The organism is Duganella sp. GW821-FHT07F09 (genome assembly GCF_059418705.1).
In genome coordinates this window covers 464,574-478,003 of sequence record NZ_JBWKQJ010000004.1, presented here as the reverse complement: position 1 = coordinate 478,003, position 13,430 = coordinate 464,574, and the positions used below count along the sequence as shown (strand labels likewise).

16 protein-coding genes and 1 other RNA gene are annotated in these 13,430 nt (G+C 60.8%); 5 read left to right on the top strand and 12 right to left on the bottom strand.

Going from position 1 to position 13,430, the window contains the following annotated elements; genetic code table 11:
* Window positions 1–7 precede the first annotated feature (7 nt).
* Genes AC07P1_RS13600 through AC07P1_RS13590 form a run of 3 tightly spaced genes read right to left on the bottom strand, consistent with a single transcriptional unit; the run spans window position 8 to window position 3,143 of the window.
* Window positions 8–1,567 (bottom strand): 2Fe-2S iron-sulfur cluster-binding protein, encoded by a 1,560-nt coding sequence (locus AC07P1_RS13600; protein WP_494696302.1) that lies wholly within the window; start codon window positions 1,565–1,567, stop codon window positions 8–10.
* Between the two features lie 24 nt (window positions 1,568–1,591).
* The gene (locus tag AC07P1_RS13595; protein WP_494696301.1) at window positions 1,592–2,563 is read right to left on the bottom strand and encodes an alpha/beta fold hydrolase; all 972 of its coding nucleotides are present in this window, start codon (window positions 2,561–2,563) and stop codon (window positions 1,592–1,594) included.
* A gap of 34 nt (window positions 2,564–2,597) precedes the next feature.
* Window positions 2,598–3,143, bottom strand: coding sequence for a carboxymuconolactone decarboxylase family protein (locus AC07P1_RS13590; RefSeq protein WP_494696300.1), 546 nt, complete (start codon window positions 3,141–3,143; stop codon window positions 2,598–2,600).
* Between the two features lie 116 nt (window positions 3,144–3,259).
* Here AC07P1_RS13590 and AC07P1_RS13585 point away from each other — a divergent pair, with 116 nt between their 5' ends.
* On the top strand, window positions 3,260–4,159 hold the full coding sequence (locus tag AC07P1_RS13585) for a LysR family transcriptional regulator (RefSeq protein WP_494696299.1): 900 nt from the start codon (window positions 3,260–3,262) through the stop codon (window positions 4,157–4,159).
* 34 nt (window positions 4,160–4,193) lie between these two features.
* On the opposite strand, the gene AC07P1_RS13580 is transcribed toward AC07P1_RS13585, so the two are convergent.
* A complete protein-coding gene (locus AC07P1_RS13580) occupies window positions 4,194–4,730 on the bottom strand; it encodes a hypothetical protein (protein ID WP_494696298.1) in 537 nt (178 codons plus the stop codon).
* Window positions 4,731–5,235: 505 nt separating this feature from the next.
* A complete protein-coding gene (locus tag AC07P1_RS13575) occupies window positions 5,236–5,874 on the bottom strand; it encodes an FMN-binding negative transcriptional regulator (RefSeq protein WP_494696297.1) in 639 nt (212 codons plus the stop codon).
* 111 nt (window positions 5,875–5,985) lie between these two features.
* On the opposite strand from AC07P1_RS13575, the gene pdxR reads away from it, so the two are divergent.
* Window positions 5,986–7,482 (top strand): MocR-like pyridoxine biosynthesis transcription factor PdxR, encoded by a 1,497-nt coding sequence (gene pdxR, locus AC07P1_RS13570; RefSeq protein WP_494696467.1) that lies wholly within the window; start codon window positions 5,986–5,988, stop codon window positions 7,480–7,482.
* A gap of 95 nt (window positions 7,483–7,577) precedes the next feature.
* On the opposite strand, the gene AC07P1_RS13565 is transcribed toward pdxR, so the two are convergent.
* The 5 genes from AC07P1_RS13565 to AC07P1_RS13545 all read right to left on the bottom strand — a co-directional run bounded on the left by AC07P1_RS13565 (window position 7,578) and on the right by AC07P1_RS13545 (window position 9,654).
* Window positions 7,578–8,054, bottom strand: a complete 477-nt coding sequence (locus AC07P1_RS13565) for a tyrosine-type recombinase/integrase (RefSeq protein WP_494696296.1) — start codon at window positions 8,052–8,054, stop codon at window positions 7,578–7,580.
* Window positions 7,990–8,364 (bottom strand): winged helix-turn-helix transcriptional regulator, encoded by a 375-nt coding sequence (locus tag AC07P1_RS13560; protein ID WP_494696295.1) that lies wholly within the window; start codon window positions 8,362–8,364, stop codon window positions 7,990–7,992. The genes AC07P1_RS13565 and AC07P1_RS13560 overlap by 65 nt, the downstream gene beginning before the upstream one ends.
* Before the next feature lie 237 nt (window positions 8,365–8,601).
* Window positions 8,602–8,961, bottom strand: a transfer-messenger RNA (tmRNA) gene (ssrA, locus tag AC07P1_RS13555).
* A gap of 187 nt (window positions 8,962–9,148) precedes the next feature.
* Window positions 9,149–9,403 (bottom strand): hypothetical protein, encoded by a 255-nt coding sequence (locus AC07P1_RS13550; protein WP_494696294.1) that lies wholly within the window; start codon window positions 9,401–9,403, stop codon window positions 9,149–9,151.
* A gap of 47 nt (window positions 9,404–9,450) precedes the next feature.
* Entirely contained in the window at window positions 9,451–9,654 is a 204-nt protein-coding gene (locus AC07P1_RS13545) for a hypothetical protein (protein ID WP_494696293.1), read from the bottom strand.
* Window positions 9,655–9,866: 212 nt separating this feature from the next.
* Between AC07P1_RS13545 and AC07P1_RS13540 the strand changes: the two genes are divergently transcribed.
* The 3 genes from AC07P1_RS13540 to AC07P1_RS13530 are packed head-to-tail and all read left to right on the top strand — an operon-like array spanning window position 9,867 to window position 11,172.
* Window positions 9,867–10,511, top strand: a complete 645-nt coding sequence (locus tag AC07P1_RS13540; RefSeq protein ID WP_494696292.1) for a TetR/AcrR family transcriptional regulator — start codon at window positions 9,867–9,869, stop codon at window positions 10,509–10,511.
* Window positions 10,512–10,535: 24 nt separating this feature from the next.
* The gene (locus tag AC07P1_RS13535; RefSeq protein WP_090315631.1) at window positions 10,536–10,835 is read left to right on the top strand and encodes an antibiotic biosynthesis monooxygenase family protein; all 300 of its coding nucleotides are present in this window, start codon (window positions 10,536–10,538) and stop codon (window positions 10,833–10,835) included.
* A 34-nt stretch (window positions 10,836–10,869) separates the two neighbouring features.
* The gene (locus tag AC07P1_RS13530) at window positions 10,870–11,172 is read left to right on the top strand and encodes a hypothetical protein (protein WP_494696291.1); all 303 of its coding nucleotides are present in this window, start codon (window positions 10,870–10,872) and stop codon (window positions 11,170–11,172) included.
* Window positions 11,173–11,353: 181 nt separating this feature from the next.
* Here AC07P1_RS13530 and pncB read toward each other — a convergent pair whose 3' ends face one another.
* Both pncB and AC07P1_RS13520 read right to left on the bottom strand, forming a co-directional pair.
* Complete coding sequence (gene pncB, locus AC07P1_RS13525; RefSeq protein WP_494696290.1) at window positions 11,354–12,556, bottom strand: nicotinate phosphoribosyltransferase; 1,203 nt, start codon at window positions 12,554–12,556, stop codon at window positions 11,354–11,356.
* A 57-nt stretch (window positions 12,557–12,613) separates the two neighbouring features.
* Window positions 12,614–13,420 carry a hypothetical protein gene (locus AC07P1_RS13520; protein ID WP_494696289.1) on the bottom strand — a complete coding sequence of 269 codons (807 nt, stop codon included), beginning with the start codon at window positions 13,418–13,420 and terminating at the stop codon, window positions 12,614–12,616.
* Window positions 13,421–13,430 lie beyond the last annotated feature (10 nt).

The window sequence follows — 13,430 nt, the reverse complement described above, 5'->3', positions numbered from 1 at the left end:
CGGCTCCTTACAGATCGAGTTCGAGCGTGTCGCCGCTGGCGCGCGAGACGCAGATGCACATGTGGCCGACGCGCTCTTCGTCGCTGAGCGCGTTGTCGCGGTGTTCCGGCGTGCCAGCCAGCACCTTGACCCGGCAGGTGCCGCAGTTGCCGATCCGGCAGGAGGACGGCGCATCGACGCCGGCCGCTTCCACCGCCTCGAGAATGCTGGCGCTGGCCGGCACTTCGATCACCTTGCGGCTACGCTTTAAGGTCACGATGACGGGCCGGTTGACGGCGCCCGCGTCGGCGGCGAAGCGTTCGATCAGCACGCGCACACCCATGCGTTTACCGGCTTCGGTCGCCGCGTCGAGCATGCGGGCCGGACCGCAGGCGATGGCAACGCCCCCGCCGGCCATGACCGTGTCGAGCGTCAGGCGCCGGCCTTCGTCGGCGGCGTACACGACCAAGCGCTGGCCCAACTCGCGTTCGAGCTGGTCGAGGAACGGCGCCTCCCTGCGCGACCGCACGGCATAGTGCAGCACGAAGTCGCGTTGCTCGGCGAGCAGCGTGTGGGCCATCGCCTTGACCGGCGTGATGCCGATGCCGCCGGCGATCAGCACCACCGGGCCGTCGGCCGGCAAGGCGAAATCGTTGCGTGGCAGCGAGCAGCGCAGCAACATGCCGAGGTGGTATTCCTCATGCACGCTGGCCGAGCCACCCTTGCCTTCCCCTTCGCGCAGCACGGCGATCTCGTAGACGCCGGGCTGGGCGGGATCGGAGGCGATCGAGTAGCTGCGCGTGGCGGCGCTGCCATCGGCCAGCAGCACGGGCACATCGATGTGGGCGCCGGCCTGGACCGCAGGCAAGCCGCCGCCGTCAGCGCTTTTCAGTTCATAAGCGCGCACCCGTGGCGTCAGCTGGCGCACACCGCCGATCACCAGCGCCAGCGGACCGTCGCCCAATTCGGTCAACGGTTGCCGGGCGGCGCTCGCGGCCAGTTGCTCCTTGAGGCGCTTGACTTGCCCGTGCAGCGGCGCCGTCATGGTGTTGATTTCGCTTTCGGTAAAGCGCGGCGTGATGTGCTGCGGACAGTTCCAGTCGTAGCCTTCGACGGTGATCACGAAAGCGCGTTCGATGCGCGCCGCATAGCCGGGCGTGCGCAGCCGTTCGATCAGCTCCGCATCGTCGGCGGCCTCCACCAGGCGCACGCGGCCGATAAGCTTCAGGCGCATCTGGTTGGCGTAATCCATCACGATGATGGAGATGCGGTCGTCCTTTTGCAGGTTGCCCACGCTAAGGTATTGCACATTGCCGCGAAAGTCGGCGAAGGCGACGGTCTTCGGATCGAGGACTTTCAGGAAGCCAACCGGGCCGCCGCGATGCTGCACGTATGGCCAGCCGGTCTCGCTCACCGTGGCCTGGTAGAAATGGTCGGCTTGGGCGATGAACTCGATCTCCATGCGGCCCAGGCGGTCGGCCCGGTTGGTCATCACGTCGAAGCCCTCGTACTGCTCGCGGCTGCCCATGCGTTCCTGCATGGCGCGCACGTTCGGGGTAAAGGTGATGTCGGAAAATGCGCGGCCCATGACGGCTCCTGATAAAGGTTAGATTTAAGGTTTTACTTTGCGACCGAGGAAGTCGCGCATCAGCTTCGCGATCTTGTCGCCTTCTTCTTCGAGGGCGAAGTGGCCGGTGTCCAGCAGGTGCAGCTCGGCTTTCGGCAGGTCGCGCAGGTAGGGCGTGGCGCCCGCCGCCGGGAAGATCTTGTCGCCCTTGCCCCAGACGATCAGCATCGGCGGCTGGTGTTTGCGGAAATACGCTTGCCACTCGGGATAGCGCGGCGGATTGGTGCCGTAGCTGTAGAACATTTCTATCTGAACGTCCTTGTTACCGGGACGGTCCAGATAGGCCTGGTCCAGCATCCACGCGTCCGGGCTGACGTTGGCGTCCGGATTGCGGAAGCCTTCGGTGTATTGCCATTTGGTGCCGCCGATCTCCAGCAGCGGGCGCAGTTTGGCGGCCTTGGCTTCGGTTTTGTCTTTCCAGTACTCCTTGACCGGCTGCCAAAACTCGTTGTCCAGGCCCTCGTCGTAGGCGTTACCGTTTTGCACCACGATCGCCGTGATCTTTTCCGGGTGGGCGGCAGCCAGGCGGTAACCGATCGGCGCGCCGTAGTCCTGCACGTAGAGCGCGTATTTCGCCAGCCCAAGCTGGCTGGTTAATTTGTCGATCACCTTGGCTTGGTTGTCGAAGCTGTAGGTGAACTTGTCCATCGGCGGCTGGTCGCTCTGGCCGTAGCCCGGATAGTCCGGCGCGATCACATGGTAGCGGTCGGCCAGCTTCGGAATCAGGTTGCGAAACATCTGCGACGAGGTCGGGAAACCGTGCAACAGCAACAGGGTCGGCGCGTTTTTCGGGCCGGCTTCGCGGTAAAACACTTTCACGCCGTCGATGCTGGCCGTGTGATAGCTCACGGCGGTCGAGGCGGTGGAGGCGGCAGGCGCGGCGCTGGCGCCGGCGGTGATGGCGACGAAACCGGCGGCGACGGCCAGGCGGGTCCAGACGGAAGAAGACGAATTCATGGCGATACTCCTTGAGGTGGGTTCTGTGCGGGGATCAGGCGGCCAGTTTCAGGTCGACTTGCGGGAAGTCGATCTCCACTTTGCTGGCCTTGCCGAGGATGTTGGTGAGGAAGTTCATGCCGACGTGGGTGATGATTTCCACGATGTCGGCATCGGTGAAGCCGGCGCTGCGCAGCTGGGCGATCTCGATGGCGCTCACATCGCCCTTCTTCTCCATCAGGCTGGTGGCGAATTGGACGGCGAGGGCCGCTTGCGCGTCTTCGCTGGTGCCGTGGCGGGCGGCGTTGATTTCGTCGCCGGTCAGCCCGCTTTTGCGGCCGATGGCGGTGTGCGCCGAAACGCAGTATTCGCAGCCGTTTTGCTGGGCAAGAGCCAGGGCGATGCGTTCGCGGGTTTGATGGTCCAGGCTGCCGGCCCCGGCCACACCGTACAGGCCCAGGAAGGCGCGCAGGGCGACGGGCGAGTTGGCGAAGACTTTGAGGAAGTTCGGCACCATGCCGAGTTGGCCTTGAATGGTGTCGAGCAGGGCTTGTTGTTCGGGGTTGGCGTTGCTGTTGTCGATGATGGTGATGCGGCTCATGGTATTTCTCCCTGGGTGGTTGACGAAGTGTTATTCAGCGCTTACAGTTTGAATCTTTTGTCGGGCAATGAGAATCCCGGCAAACTGCAATGAACCATTCCTGAAAGTGGAATAATATGGATCGGCTCTACACGATGTCGATATTCCTGGCCGTAGTCGATGAAGGCGGCTTCGCGCCGGCCGCGCGCAAGCTGCGGATCTCGCCGCCGGTGGTGACGCGGGCGGTGACGGAGCTGGAGGAAACCATGGGCGTGCGCCTGTTGACGCGGACCACGCGGATGGTGCGCGTGACCGATGTGGGCGCGCGCTATGCTTCCGACTGCCGGCGCATCCTGGCCGACGTGGCCGATTCCGAGCAGGCGGCGGCCGGCACGCACGGGGAGCCGCGCGGCAAGCTGGTGATCACCTCGTCGGTGCTGTTCGGCGCCATGTATGTGACACCGGTGGTGGCCGAGTATCTGCGCCGCTATCCGGAAACCGAGGTGGAATGCCGCTTCGTCGACCGCGTGGTCAACATGATGGATGAGGGAATAGACGTGGCGGTTCGCCTGGGCCAGTTGCCCGATTCAAGCTACCAGGCGGTTCGGGTGGGCCAGGTGCGGCAGGTCGTGTGCGCATCGCCTGATTATCTTGAGGCGCGCGGCATACCGCTGACGCCGGAGGAGCTCGGCGGGCACGACATCGTGCTGGCCAGCGCCCTGACCGCCTCGCCCGACTGGCGCTTCGAGTCAGAGCGCCAGCCGCTGGTCGTGCGGGTGCGTCCGCGTCTTGTCAGTACCAGCAACGATGCGGCCATCGCGGCGGTGGTGCGGGGCTTCGGGATGACGCGTGTGATCTCTTACATGGTCGCGCCGCACCTGGCGGCCGGGCGGCTCAAGACGGTGCTGACGCAGTACGAGTCGGCGCCGGTGCCGGTGAGTGTGGTGCACCACGAGGGCCGTCGTTCGACGACCAAGGTGCGGGCTTTCATCGACCTTGCGGTGGCGATGCTGCGGGCCGAGGGTGCCTTTAACTGAGGTTGGCGCTACGCTTTCACGTCGGAGCCAAACCTTACTGGCTCAGGGCCTTCACACTCTTGCCCAACTCTTCCCTGACCGAATTGAGCGCCTGGTTGACCGATACCTGGTTCTGGATCTGCGACATCGCGTTTTGCATCAGCATTGTGTCGAGGGCCGCTTGCTGGGAGGCGGCGATCGCGCTGTTGACATCGGCTGGGTGCTCGGATGCCGGCTTGACCGGGGTATCGGTGGCCTCCGGATTTCTCGTCGCGTGTGTGGCCGCGCCTTCCGACGCGGGCGTCGCCGATGGCGTGAGGTTACGCGCCGACGCGGCACCAGCGCGGGCGGGTGGCAGCCCCTTGATTTTCAAGCGCTGCGCCGGCATACCCAACGGCCGGGGACCGGCGCCGGGGGCGGACGCGCGGGGCTTCGCCGCCGACGGCGCCAGTCCGCTCAACGGACCGCAGACGGCCGGGCGTTCTTTCGTCGGGTTGGAGCCTGCCGGCTGCCCCGTCGCAGGTGTGGGCGCGGTCTCTTGCAGCCCTGTCAGCGCCTGAGGTGATACATGCGAGATGGAAGGTAAAGGCATGGGGTTCTCCTAAGAAAAAGACAGGCGTCATTGGCGCACCGAGCAAGGCTACGCGTGCCATAAGGTTAGACCCAGCTTAACAAACCCTGGCCTTTTTCCCGCTTCAAAGCGAAACCACGGGCCGCTGACCGAAGCCGCGCGTCGATAGTGAAGGCCAAAACAAAGCCCCGCCAGACTTTCGCCTGGCGGGGCTTTAATTTTTAATCCAGTGGTGGAGACGGCGGGAATCGAACCCGCGTAACACAAGCATTCATGCGGGTCTCCGCTCTAATGTTGGCGGAAAGCTGTCATTCAGGGTATGCCGGGACCATCATAGACAGCAAGGCCGCAACGCCGAATGCTTGGTTGATGCCCACCAGGCGACTAGTGCGCCAGCTAACGCCGGCCCGCTGATGTATGCCACACTCCTACCTAGTCCAATACGGCTGTCCAAGGCAAGTCCGCGTGAGAGGTAACTAGAAAATTAAGGCAAGCGTTGTCCACAAGAAGCCTATTACTTCCGCCTTTATGCCGACTTGGGGGCTATACCAGCAAGCATGGCGTCGCCAATAACCAGATCGCCTTGTCCCTTTAGCATCTCGCCGGCATTGCGTATATCAGTGACTTCCTTGTTCTGGCTAAGCTTCGACTTTCCAACGAGACTCGTGATCTCAATCTCTATGCCGACGATTGCTCTGAGCATCGTGTCTATGAATTCTTTCGAGCTGTCACCCATTTTCCACGGCGTTGGCTGAGACGCCTCATGCGTTCGTGTAAGCCGTGCAACAACACCACGCACGAAGCGTTCGTCGTCTCGGATGCTGATGCGACCGTAAGCATGGGCCACCATGTAGTTCCAAGTAGGGACCTGTTTGTGAAACTCGTGCTTTGAGGGATACCAGTTCGGGGAAACATAGGCGTCTGCCACGCGAAAGACCACAAGAACTTCATCTCCGCTCGACACGTCTTGCCACACCGAGTTGGCGCGTGCTACATGGCCGCTCAAGGTGCCCAGCTCGCTCTCTCCGGCACTGAGTTCAAACGGGATGTGGTTGACATCCAGTCCGCTGCATCCATGCGTAACAAGCATGCCGAACGAATGCTGTCGTATAAGTTGATGCAACACGTCAGTGCGCGACTCTTCGAAATGCGGTGGAATGTACATATCGGTTCTCCTGGTTTGGTACTTGGTAAGCGTCATCCAACCTAGAGTGTCATGCTTTTCTGGACTAGAATACAGGTCCACAATCGATACATTTTTTCAGGCCAGAATGGTATGGTAAGACGTCGCCAAGCTGTGGAATTACCCCCCTTCAGCGGATTAGATCGGTCCAGCGGACACCTTGGCCGCCAACTGGCACGGCTGCTGCGGGAGGCTATACGCAAAGGCAATCTAGCACCTAACGCGCTTTTGCCTTCAAGTCGGCAGTTGGCTGAATCGTTGCAAATCTCGCGCGGCACCGTCGTGGAGGCATACGAACAGCTCATCGCAGAAGGATTCCTGAATGCAAAACCCAAGGCTGGCACCCGTGTGGCTTCTGTCCCGGCAAGCCTTCCGGTCGTCGCCAGCAATAGTACAGCCGAATCAGCAGTACGAGCCGGGCCTGCTTCGCTGCCCGCTACGGCGACAGCCTTTGCCAAAGTTTCAGAACAGTTCAGAACCCTTCCTCCGGTACCCTTTGCCGTTTCCGTTCCTGTTGGTCCAGCAGCGCCGGATGAAACGTGGAGACGGCTTGGCAACCGCATACGCGCACGTGGCCCAGGAGCACCATCAGGCTATGATGATCCGCAAGGCATCAAGCCCCTACGAGAAGCTGTGGCCGATTACGTGCGCAGGTCGCGCTCGGTGCAGTGTAATTCCGATCAAGTCATCATCACGGCGGGAACTCAGCAGGGGCTGTACATTGCCTGTCAAGTGTTGATCGGAGCTGGCGATAGAGCGTGGGTCGAAGATCCTGCCTACTGGGGGATAACAAAAACGCTAGAAAGTTCTGGTTACCCGGAGCGCATGGTGCGCATTCCAGTTGACGATGCCGGAATTGACGTCGAAGAAGGCATCGCAATTGCCAAGGATGCGTGTGCGGCGTTTGTTACCCCCTCACATCAATATCCCCTTGGAATGACAATGAGCATGGGCCGCAGGAATGCCCTTCTGGCTTGGGCTCGAAAGAGTAACGCGTGGATTGTCGAGGATGACTACGATAGCGAACTGCGCTACGCCGGCCATCCATTTCCTTCTCTGCAAGGACTCGCACCAGATCGCGTCATCTATCTTGGGACGTTCAGCAAAATCCTGTTTCCGTCGCTTCGACTTGGCTACGCCATCGTTCCTAATGCCTTCGTGCCCGCTTTCTGCGGAGCACGCCTGCTGATGGACAGACATGCGCCAACCGCTGACCAGCACGTTCTTGCTGCGTTCATCACCGAAGGTCACCTTGACCGGCACATCCGGCGAATTCGAAGCGTGTACGCGGATCGACGAAGTAGTTTAGCGAGCATGATCGACCTGTTGATTTCTAAGGATTTGGGATGGCTACAGCCAAGCGATCAAGGCATGCACATGGTGCTATGGCTCGCTCACGGTATCGATGATGTCTTGGTGGCGTCGGCTGCGATGGAGGCTGGAGTCGCAGTACGTGCCGTGTCTCCGATGTATTCTGAAGGCAATGGTCGCTCAGGGCTGGTGCTGGGTTTAGGAGGCTACAGCAATGAGCAAATGGACGAAGCTGTCAGGATTCTTGCCGCAATAATCATGTCAGTAAAGAAACGGTAACCGGATGGTCGTTTCAATCAGAGACAATAATCTTAAGCGCTATGCAAAAAGGCCGCGCTAGGCGGCCTTCATGGTTATGGAAATCGTTTAGACGGTTAGGTTCGGTCAGCCACGCTGCTGGCAAATCGCGCTTGAGCCTTGGCACCAGCTGTTGGATCAGCGTCTGGCATCCATCGTCCGTAAGTCCTAACAATCATCGTCCAATCCGCGTGCCCCATCTGTTTCGCGACCCACATTGGATTCTCCCCGGCAGACAGCATCATACTAGCGAATGTGTGGCGAGTGCTATAGGGCTTCCGATACCGGACGCCAGCGCTCGCCAACGCGGGCTTCCACAGGGTCTTCCTGATGGCTTGATCACCCGTCCAACGCTGCCCCGTCCTTGGATTTTGAAACACCTCCTCGCCCTTCTGTCGCGTAAATTGCGCTTGCGCACGCAACGCGTTTACCGCTGGCTCCAATAGCTTTACCTTACGGAGACCAGCCTTAGTTTTGGGCGTCTCAGGCTTAGCCTGTTCGTTTGCTCGATGAATTGACCCACTCAGTTTGACCCGCCTTCCACTGCCTGGCAAACGCTGCTACGCGGTCGTACGATCCTTCATATCCCAGCTCTTTCAGGTCCGCGTGGATCTGTTTCAAACTACGGCGCTGCTTACGCGGCTTGCTCGTCTCGGCCTTGAGCCATCCTGACAATTGCACAGAATATTTATCCAGCCCGCTCGCTATACGGCGTTCCGCATAGGTAGGCTCTGTGGTCTCCGAGCGCAAATAGCGCCGGACGGTGTTACGTGAGATGCCCAGCCGTCTGGAAATCTCCCGTAGGGGAATCTGGTCACGAATGTGCCAGCGTCGAATTATGCCTAGTAATGCCACGTTGATCACTCCGTTCTCCTGCCGATGAGACAGGTCGAATTGTGCTCTTCACGTGGGTCAGATTCAGTTGCAAATTACTGGGGAAAGTGGGTCAATTTTCGGCGCAAATCAACATGCAGTTCGCACAACGAGTTCACACAAAAAAAAAGCTGTCATTTTGTTGTCATTACAGAGCCCAACTAGCCCCAAACAACCCCAAATATGACAACTTTTCAGATGCTAACTTATTGATTTTAAACGAATTCATGGTGGAGACGGCGGGAATCGAACCCGCGTCCGCAAGCACTCCACAGACAGTTCTACATACTTAGCACTATCATTTAATTTAACCAGTACAACACGGACGTGCACGTTTTGGACTAGCGATTCACCTTAGATTTAGCGCTGATCGAAGTGACCCCTCACAGCGCGAGTCCCTGTAAATGACTCCACAGCTTTTAACGGCCCACCCCAGGGACGAGGTGTTGTGGAGCTAACAGCAATTAAGCTGCCAGTGCGTACGAGTTATCGTTTGCAGTTAAGTTTTTCTGGGTGTATTTACGAGGTAACCAGCCCTCGGTATGCCCTGCTCTGCTTTGCAACCCACGTCGAAACCAGGTCGTCCCCACAGACCTCCATTCTAGCGTACTTTGCCTCGGGACGCATGCCCATTCGGAACCCAGGTCAAACGCCTGTCACAATCGCCCGATATGATGGCTCCAGTTCTCACACAGAACGACAAATTAGCGCCTCCCGGAGGCGGCTACTACCGGCGCCGGCGGTCGGGAAATATACCGGCACCAATTTCCTTCAGTTACAGCATGTGGGCGGCGCGGGCGAACAGCCCCGCCTTCGCCAACAAGCTCGTGATCATTAAACCGACCAGACAGCGGAACTGCGTATCGCTGCGATCCATCCTCTTCTGGCTTTCGGCGATCACTGCATCGATACGCGCTGTTGTTTCCCGATGAAAATCGAACATGCGGGCATTGAGTGCCGTGGAATTATCGGACGCTTCTTTACGCGACTGATCAATCCGTGCGAGCGTCTCTTTGTGCAACTCATCCATTCGATGATGCAACGCATCTATACGGGCGTTGGTATCCCTGCGTTCCTCTAAATTCGATCCGTCGTTTCCTGACGCAATCTGTCAATTCGCTCGGTCGTTTCCCGGCGTACCTCGTCGATCCGCGCGTTCACCCCGGCAAAACCTTCGCCGACCTCCCGCCTCAGCAATTGCATCTCGGTTTTCATCTCAATATCCTCGTCGGCACGATTGCCGGTGTCAAGCACAGCCATTGCAGCACGTGTCTTGGTCATCGCTCGCTCCCGTGTTCACCCACCAGCCTAAGCCCGCGCCGCGTTAGTCGTTTGATCACTCTCAATCAGGCACCGATCCAAAGTGTTGCATTGCAGCACAAAAGCCGATAACTTCTTTGCGGAAAGTAACAATTTCAAACACTTTTTCAATGGGGCGCGAGACCGCTGCATTAAAATGGGATGTACCAAAACTACTCATCAGACACCTTTTCATGCCTAACGCCGCCACAATTGACTCCCCCAGCCCCAAGCGACGCGGGCGCCCCCTGAAAGGGGAAAGCGGTGGACTGCGTGCGGAATTGATCGAGAAATCGGCCGAATTGTTTCGCACCAAGGGTTACGACAACACCACCGTGCGCGATATCGCCGCCGCCGCCGGCATCCAGGCCGGCAGCTGGTTCTATCATTTCAAGACCAAGCAGGACATCCTGGCCGCCATCATGGAGCAAGGCCTGGAGCGCTCGCTGGCCGAGATCGAGGCGATCGGCAGCCAGCAGCTGCCGCCCTGCGAGATCCTGCGCCAACTGGTCGAGGCCCATCTGCATACCTTGCTGGCGCCCGACCACCATTACATCGCCGTGCTGCTGTACGAGTGGCGCTCGCTCGACGAGCCGTCGCGCTCGCGCGTGGTCGCGCTCAAGGACCGTTACGAGGCGGTCTGGGACCGCGCCATCGCCGAACTGCACCTGTCCGGCGACTGGGCGATGCCGTCGTCGTTCGACCGCCTGCTGATCTTCGGCGCGCTCAATTGGACCGTGCAGTGGTACAAACCCGGCAGCGGTGCCGACGTCAAGGAATTGGCCCGCCAGGCGATGCGCTTCATCCTGCGCACGCCCGCCGCAGTTGAGGCACAATAGGGGCATACTTTCAAAAGGATGCCCATGATTTACGAGATCGCCGAGCTGTATATCAAGCCGGATGCCCACGACGCCTTCCAGGCCGGCGTGGCCGAGGCGGTGCCCTTGTTCAAGGCGGCCACCGGTTGCCTGTCGATGCGCCTTGACCGCGACATCGAAACGCCCGACACCTATCATCTGGTGATCGGCTGGCAGACCCTTGAAAACCATACCGTCGATTTCCGCGGCAGTCCGGCGTTCCAGTCCTGGCGCGGATTGGTCGGCAGCTATTTCGCTACACCACCCAAGGTGGAGCATTTCGAAACCGTGGTGGCCGGCTTCTAAGCCGCCCCGCCACGGTTCAACCAAGGAGGTCGTCATGACACGCACAATACACCGCAATTTCGAACAGGTGACCGATGCCGAAAGCGCCCGCAGCGCCTTGCTGGCCAAGGGTTTTCCTCCGTCGACCGTTAAACTGACCAAGCACACGCCGCTGCCGCCGACCGTGGCGTCCAGCACCGTCGGCAACATCCTCGACGCGCTGACGCCGGGCGGCCCGGCCGCCGCCGCGCATGCGCGCGAACGCAGCGGCGCCATGCTGTCGATCGATATCTACGACGAAGATGAAAGCAGCAACGCCGACGCCATCATGAGCGGCTTCGGCGCCCGACCGGCCTGAACCGGCCCTCGCGGCCACAGCCTCCCCGCACGCCCTTCCCTCATGCGCTAAGTTAAGCGATGTTCGTCGGGGCGGATGAGGCGGAACGCCGTAATCGGCCAATGCATGAGCCGTCGCGACGCATGCATTGGCCGATTACGCTGCGCTAATCCGCCCTACGTGGTTTAGATGAACGCTTGGCTTAGCGGCCTTGGGCGGCCGGGTGGTGGAACACCTGGCGCAGATAGGCCAGGAAGGTCTCGTCCTTGCACAGCGTTTTGCCGGGCGAGTCCGACAGCTTGGCCACCGATTGGCCGTTGCAGTTGACCAGCTTCATGACGATGTTGAGCGGCTTGAGGCCGACGTCGTTGGTCAGGTGCGTGCCGATGCCGAAGCCGGTCATGATGCGGTCGGCGAAGTGGCGGTACAGGTCGAAGGCGCTCTCCAGATTGAGCCCGTCCGAGAACACCAGCCGCTTGGTCTTGGCGTCGATGCGCAGCGCGGCGTAGTGGGCCAGCGCCTTTTCTCCCCACACCACCGGATCGCCCGAATCGTGGCGCAGCCCGTCGAACAGCTTGGCGAAGTACAGATCGAAATCGTCGAGGAAGGCGTCCATGCCCACCACGTCGGTCAGCGCGACACCAAGGTCGCCCCGGTATTCCTGCACCCACGCCTCCAGCGAGGCTTTCTGGAAGTCGCGCAGCCGCACGCCAAAAGCCTGGAACGATTGCATGTATTCGTGCGCCATCGTGCCGATCGGCACCAGGCCGAACTTCATCGCCTGGTAGACGTTGGACGTGCCCTTGAAGTACTCCGGCACCTCGCGCGACAGGCGCTGCACCACTTCGTCATGCCAGGCGCCGGAAAAGCGCCGGCGCGTGCCGAAGTCGGAAAACTCGAACGGGTTGCGGCGCGCCGGCTCGGCGCCGAAAGCCTTGAGCGCGGCGATCTTGGCGCTGAGGCGCTCGCGCCCCTCGGCCAGCGCGGCCGCCTGGTCGAAGCGGCGGAAATACAGTTCGTTGACGATGTAGAGCACGTAAATCTCGAAGCCCATCACGTGCACCTGCGGCCCGGTGGCGCGAATCGCCAGCGTGTCGCCGTCGATGCGCACGTCGATGAATTTGCGCTGGAAGCGGAACACCGTCAGGAAGTCGACGAAGTCGCTTTTGATGTAGCGCAGCGAGCGCAGGAAGTTCAGTTCCTCGTCCGAAAACCCCATCGAGCACAGATGGTCGAGTTCACGCTCGACCGCCTCGTGCAGCTCGGCCAGCGGATAGTCCGGCGTGTTGCGGCAGACGAATTCGTATTCGGTGTGCGAGTTGGGATGGCCATGCAGCAGCGCTTGCCACATGGTGAATTTGTATAGATCCGTCTCCAGCAGGCTGCGGACGATGGGCTGACTCATGGACTCTCCAGATTGCATATAGCTATGATCTTACGCGATGCGGGGCCGATGCGTGGATCAGCGCCGTTCCAGACCGCGCTTATACGCCTCCAGACTCTCCGTCAAATAGCGCTTGACCGTGCCCTGGCGCTTCAGCCGCGCTAGCCCGGCCGCCAGTGGCGGCGCCAGCGCCGCGTGCGCGCCGCGCAGGTAGGCGTGGCCGGTGGTGCTGCGCACCACGCCGGCCTGGTGCAGAGTACCTAGACCGCTGCTCCGGCGTTCGGCGTCGCTCAGGAAAAAGATGAAATCGCTGACCGCCTCTTCGACATCGAAGTACAGGTCGGTGCGCCCCAAGCGCAGCTTCTGCAAGCCCTGGGCGATGGTCTGCACATACGAGTACTCGCCTGCGGCCAGCTCGCGCGAAAGCATGTCGCGCAATTCGCTGATGCCGTGCCGGTATTCGCAGCGCAGGCGGCGCGCGCGCACCGCCGGCCAGCTGTCGAACAGCAATCCAGTGCGCGTCGCATAGGCGGCGAACCGCACGGCGTTGTTCGGCTCGGGCACCCGCACCAGCGCCGGAAACAGGTTTTGATAGTCGAAGGTGCGTCCCAGTTCGCCGTCGGCCTCGCCCGCCAGCACCATCGCCGTGGCGCGCAGCGGCGGCACGTCGATGTAGACGAAGCGCTTACCCAGGTCCTCAAGCAGGTGGGTGTAAACCCGGATCAGCCATTGCGTGCGCGGGTTGTCAAACGGGCGCGAAAACACGAAACGCAGCGTGTGCGCCCCGTCGGCCGGGCCGGGGCCGGACTGCGCGGCGACGGCCGGGGCGCGCGTCAACGGCAACGCGGCGGCCGCCGCCAGCAGTTGACGCCGGGCGATCGTCACAGCCTTCCCC

Excerpts from the sequence above, each read along its gene's own strand:
- AC07P1_RS13580 (WP_494696298.1), bottom strand. The coding sequence starts at position 4,730 with ATGCCTTTACCTTCCATCTCGCATGTATCACCTCAGGCGCTGACAGGG.
- AC07P1_RS13535 (WP_090315631.1), top strand. The coding sequence starts at position 10,536 with ATGATTTACGAGATCGCCGAGCTGTATATCAAGCCGGATGCCCACGAC.
- AC07P1_RS13545 (WP_494696293.1), bottom strand. The coding sequence starts at position 9,654 with ATGACCAAGACACGTGCTGCAATGGCTGTGCTTGACACCGGCAATCGT.
- AC07P1_RS13540 (WP_494696292.1), top strand. The coding sequence starts at position 9,867 with ATGCCTAACGCCGCCACAATTGACTCCCCCAGCCCCAAGCGACGCGGG.
- AC07P1_RS13585 (WP_494696299.1), top strand. The coding sequence starts at position 3,260 with ATGGATCGGCTCTACACGATGTCGATATTCCTGGCCGTAGTCGATGAA.
- AC07P1_RS13590 (WP_494696300.1), bottom strand. The coding sequence starts at position 3,143 with ATGAGCCGCATCACCATCATCGACAACAGCAACGCCAACCCCGAACAA.
- pncB (WP_494696290.1), bottom strand. The coding sequence starts at position 12,556 with ATGAGTCAGCCCATCGTCCGCAGCCTGCTGGAGACGGATCTATACAAA.
- pdxR (WP_494696467.1), top strand. The coding sequence starts at position 5,986 with ATGGTAAGACGTCGCCAAGCTGTGGAATTACCCCCCTTCAGCGGATTA.
- AC07P1_RS13600 (WP_494696302.1), bottom strand. The coding sequence starts at position 1,567 with ATGGGCCGCGCATTTTCCGACATCACCTTTACCCCGAACGTGCGCGCC.
- AC07P1_RS13595 (WP_494696301.1), bottom strand. The coding sequence starts at position 2,563 with ATGAATTCGTCTTCTTCCGTCTGGACCCGCCTGGCCGTCGCCGCCGGT.
- AC07P1_RS13550 (WP_494696294.1), bottom strand. The coding sequence starts at position 9,403 with ATGGATGAGTTGCACAAAGAGACGCTCGCACGGATTGATCAGTCGCGT.
- AC07P1_RS13530 (WP_494696291.1), top strand. The coding sequence starts at position 10,870 with ATGACACGCACAATACACCGCAATTTCGAACAGGTGACCGATGCCGAA.
- AC07P1_RS13575 (WP_494696297.1), bottom strand. The coding sequence starts at position 5,874 with ATGTACATTCCACCGCATTTCGAAGAGTCGCGCACTGACGTGTTGCAT.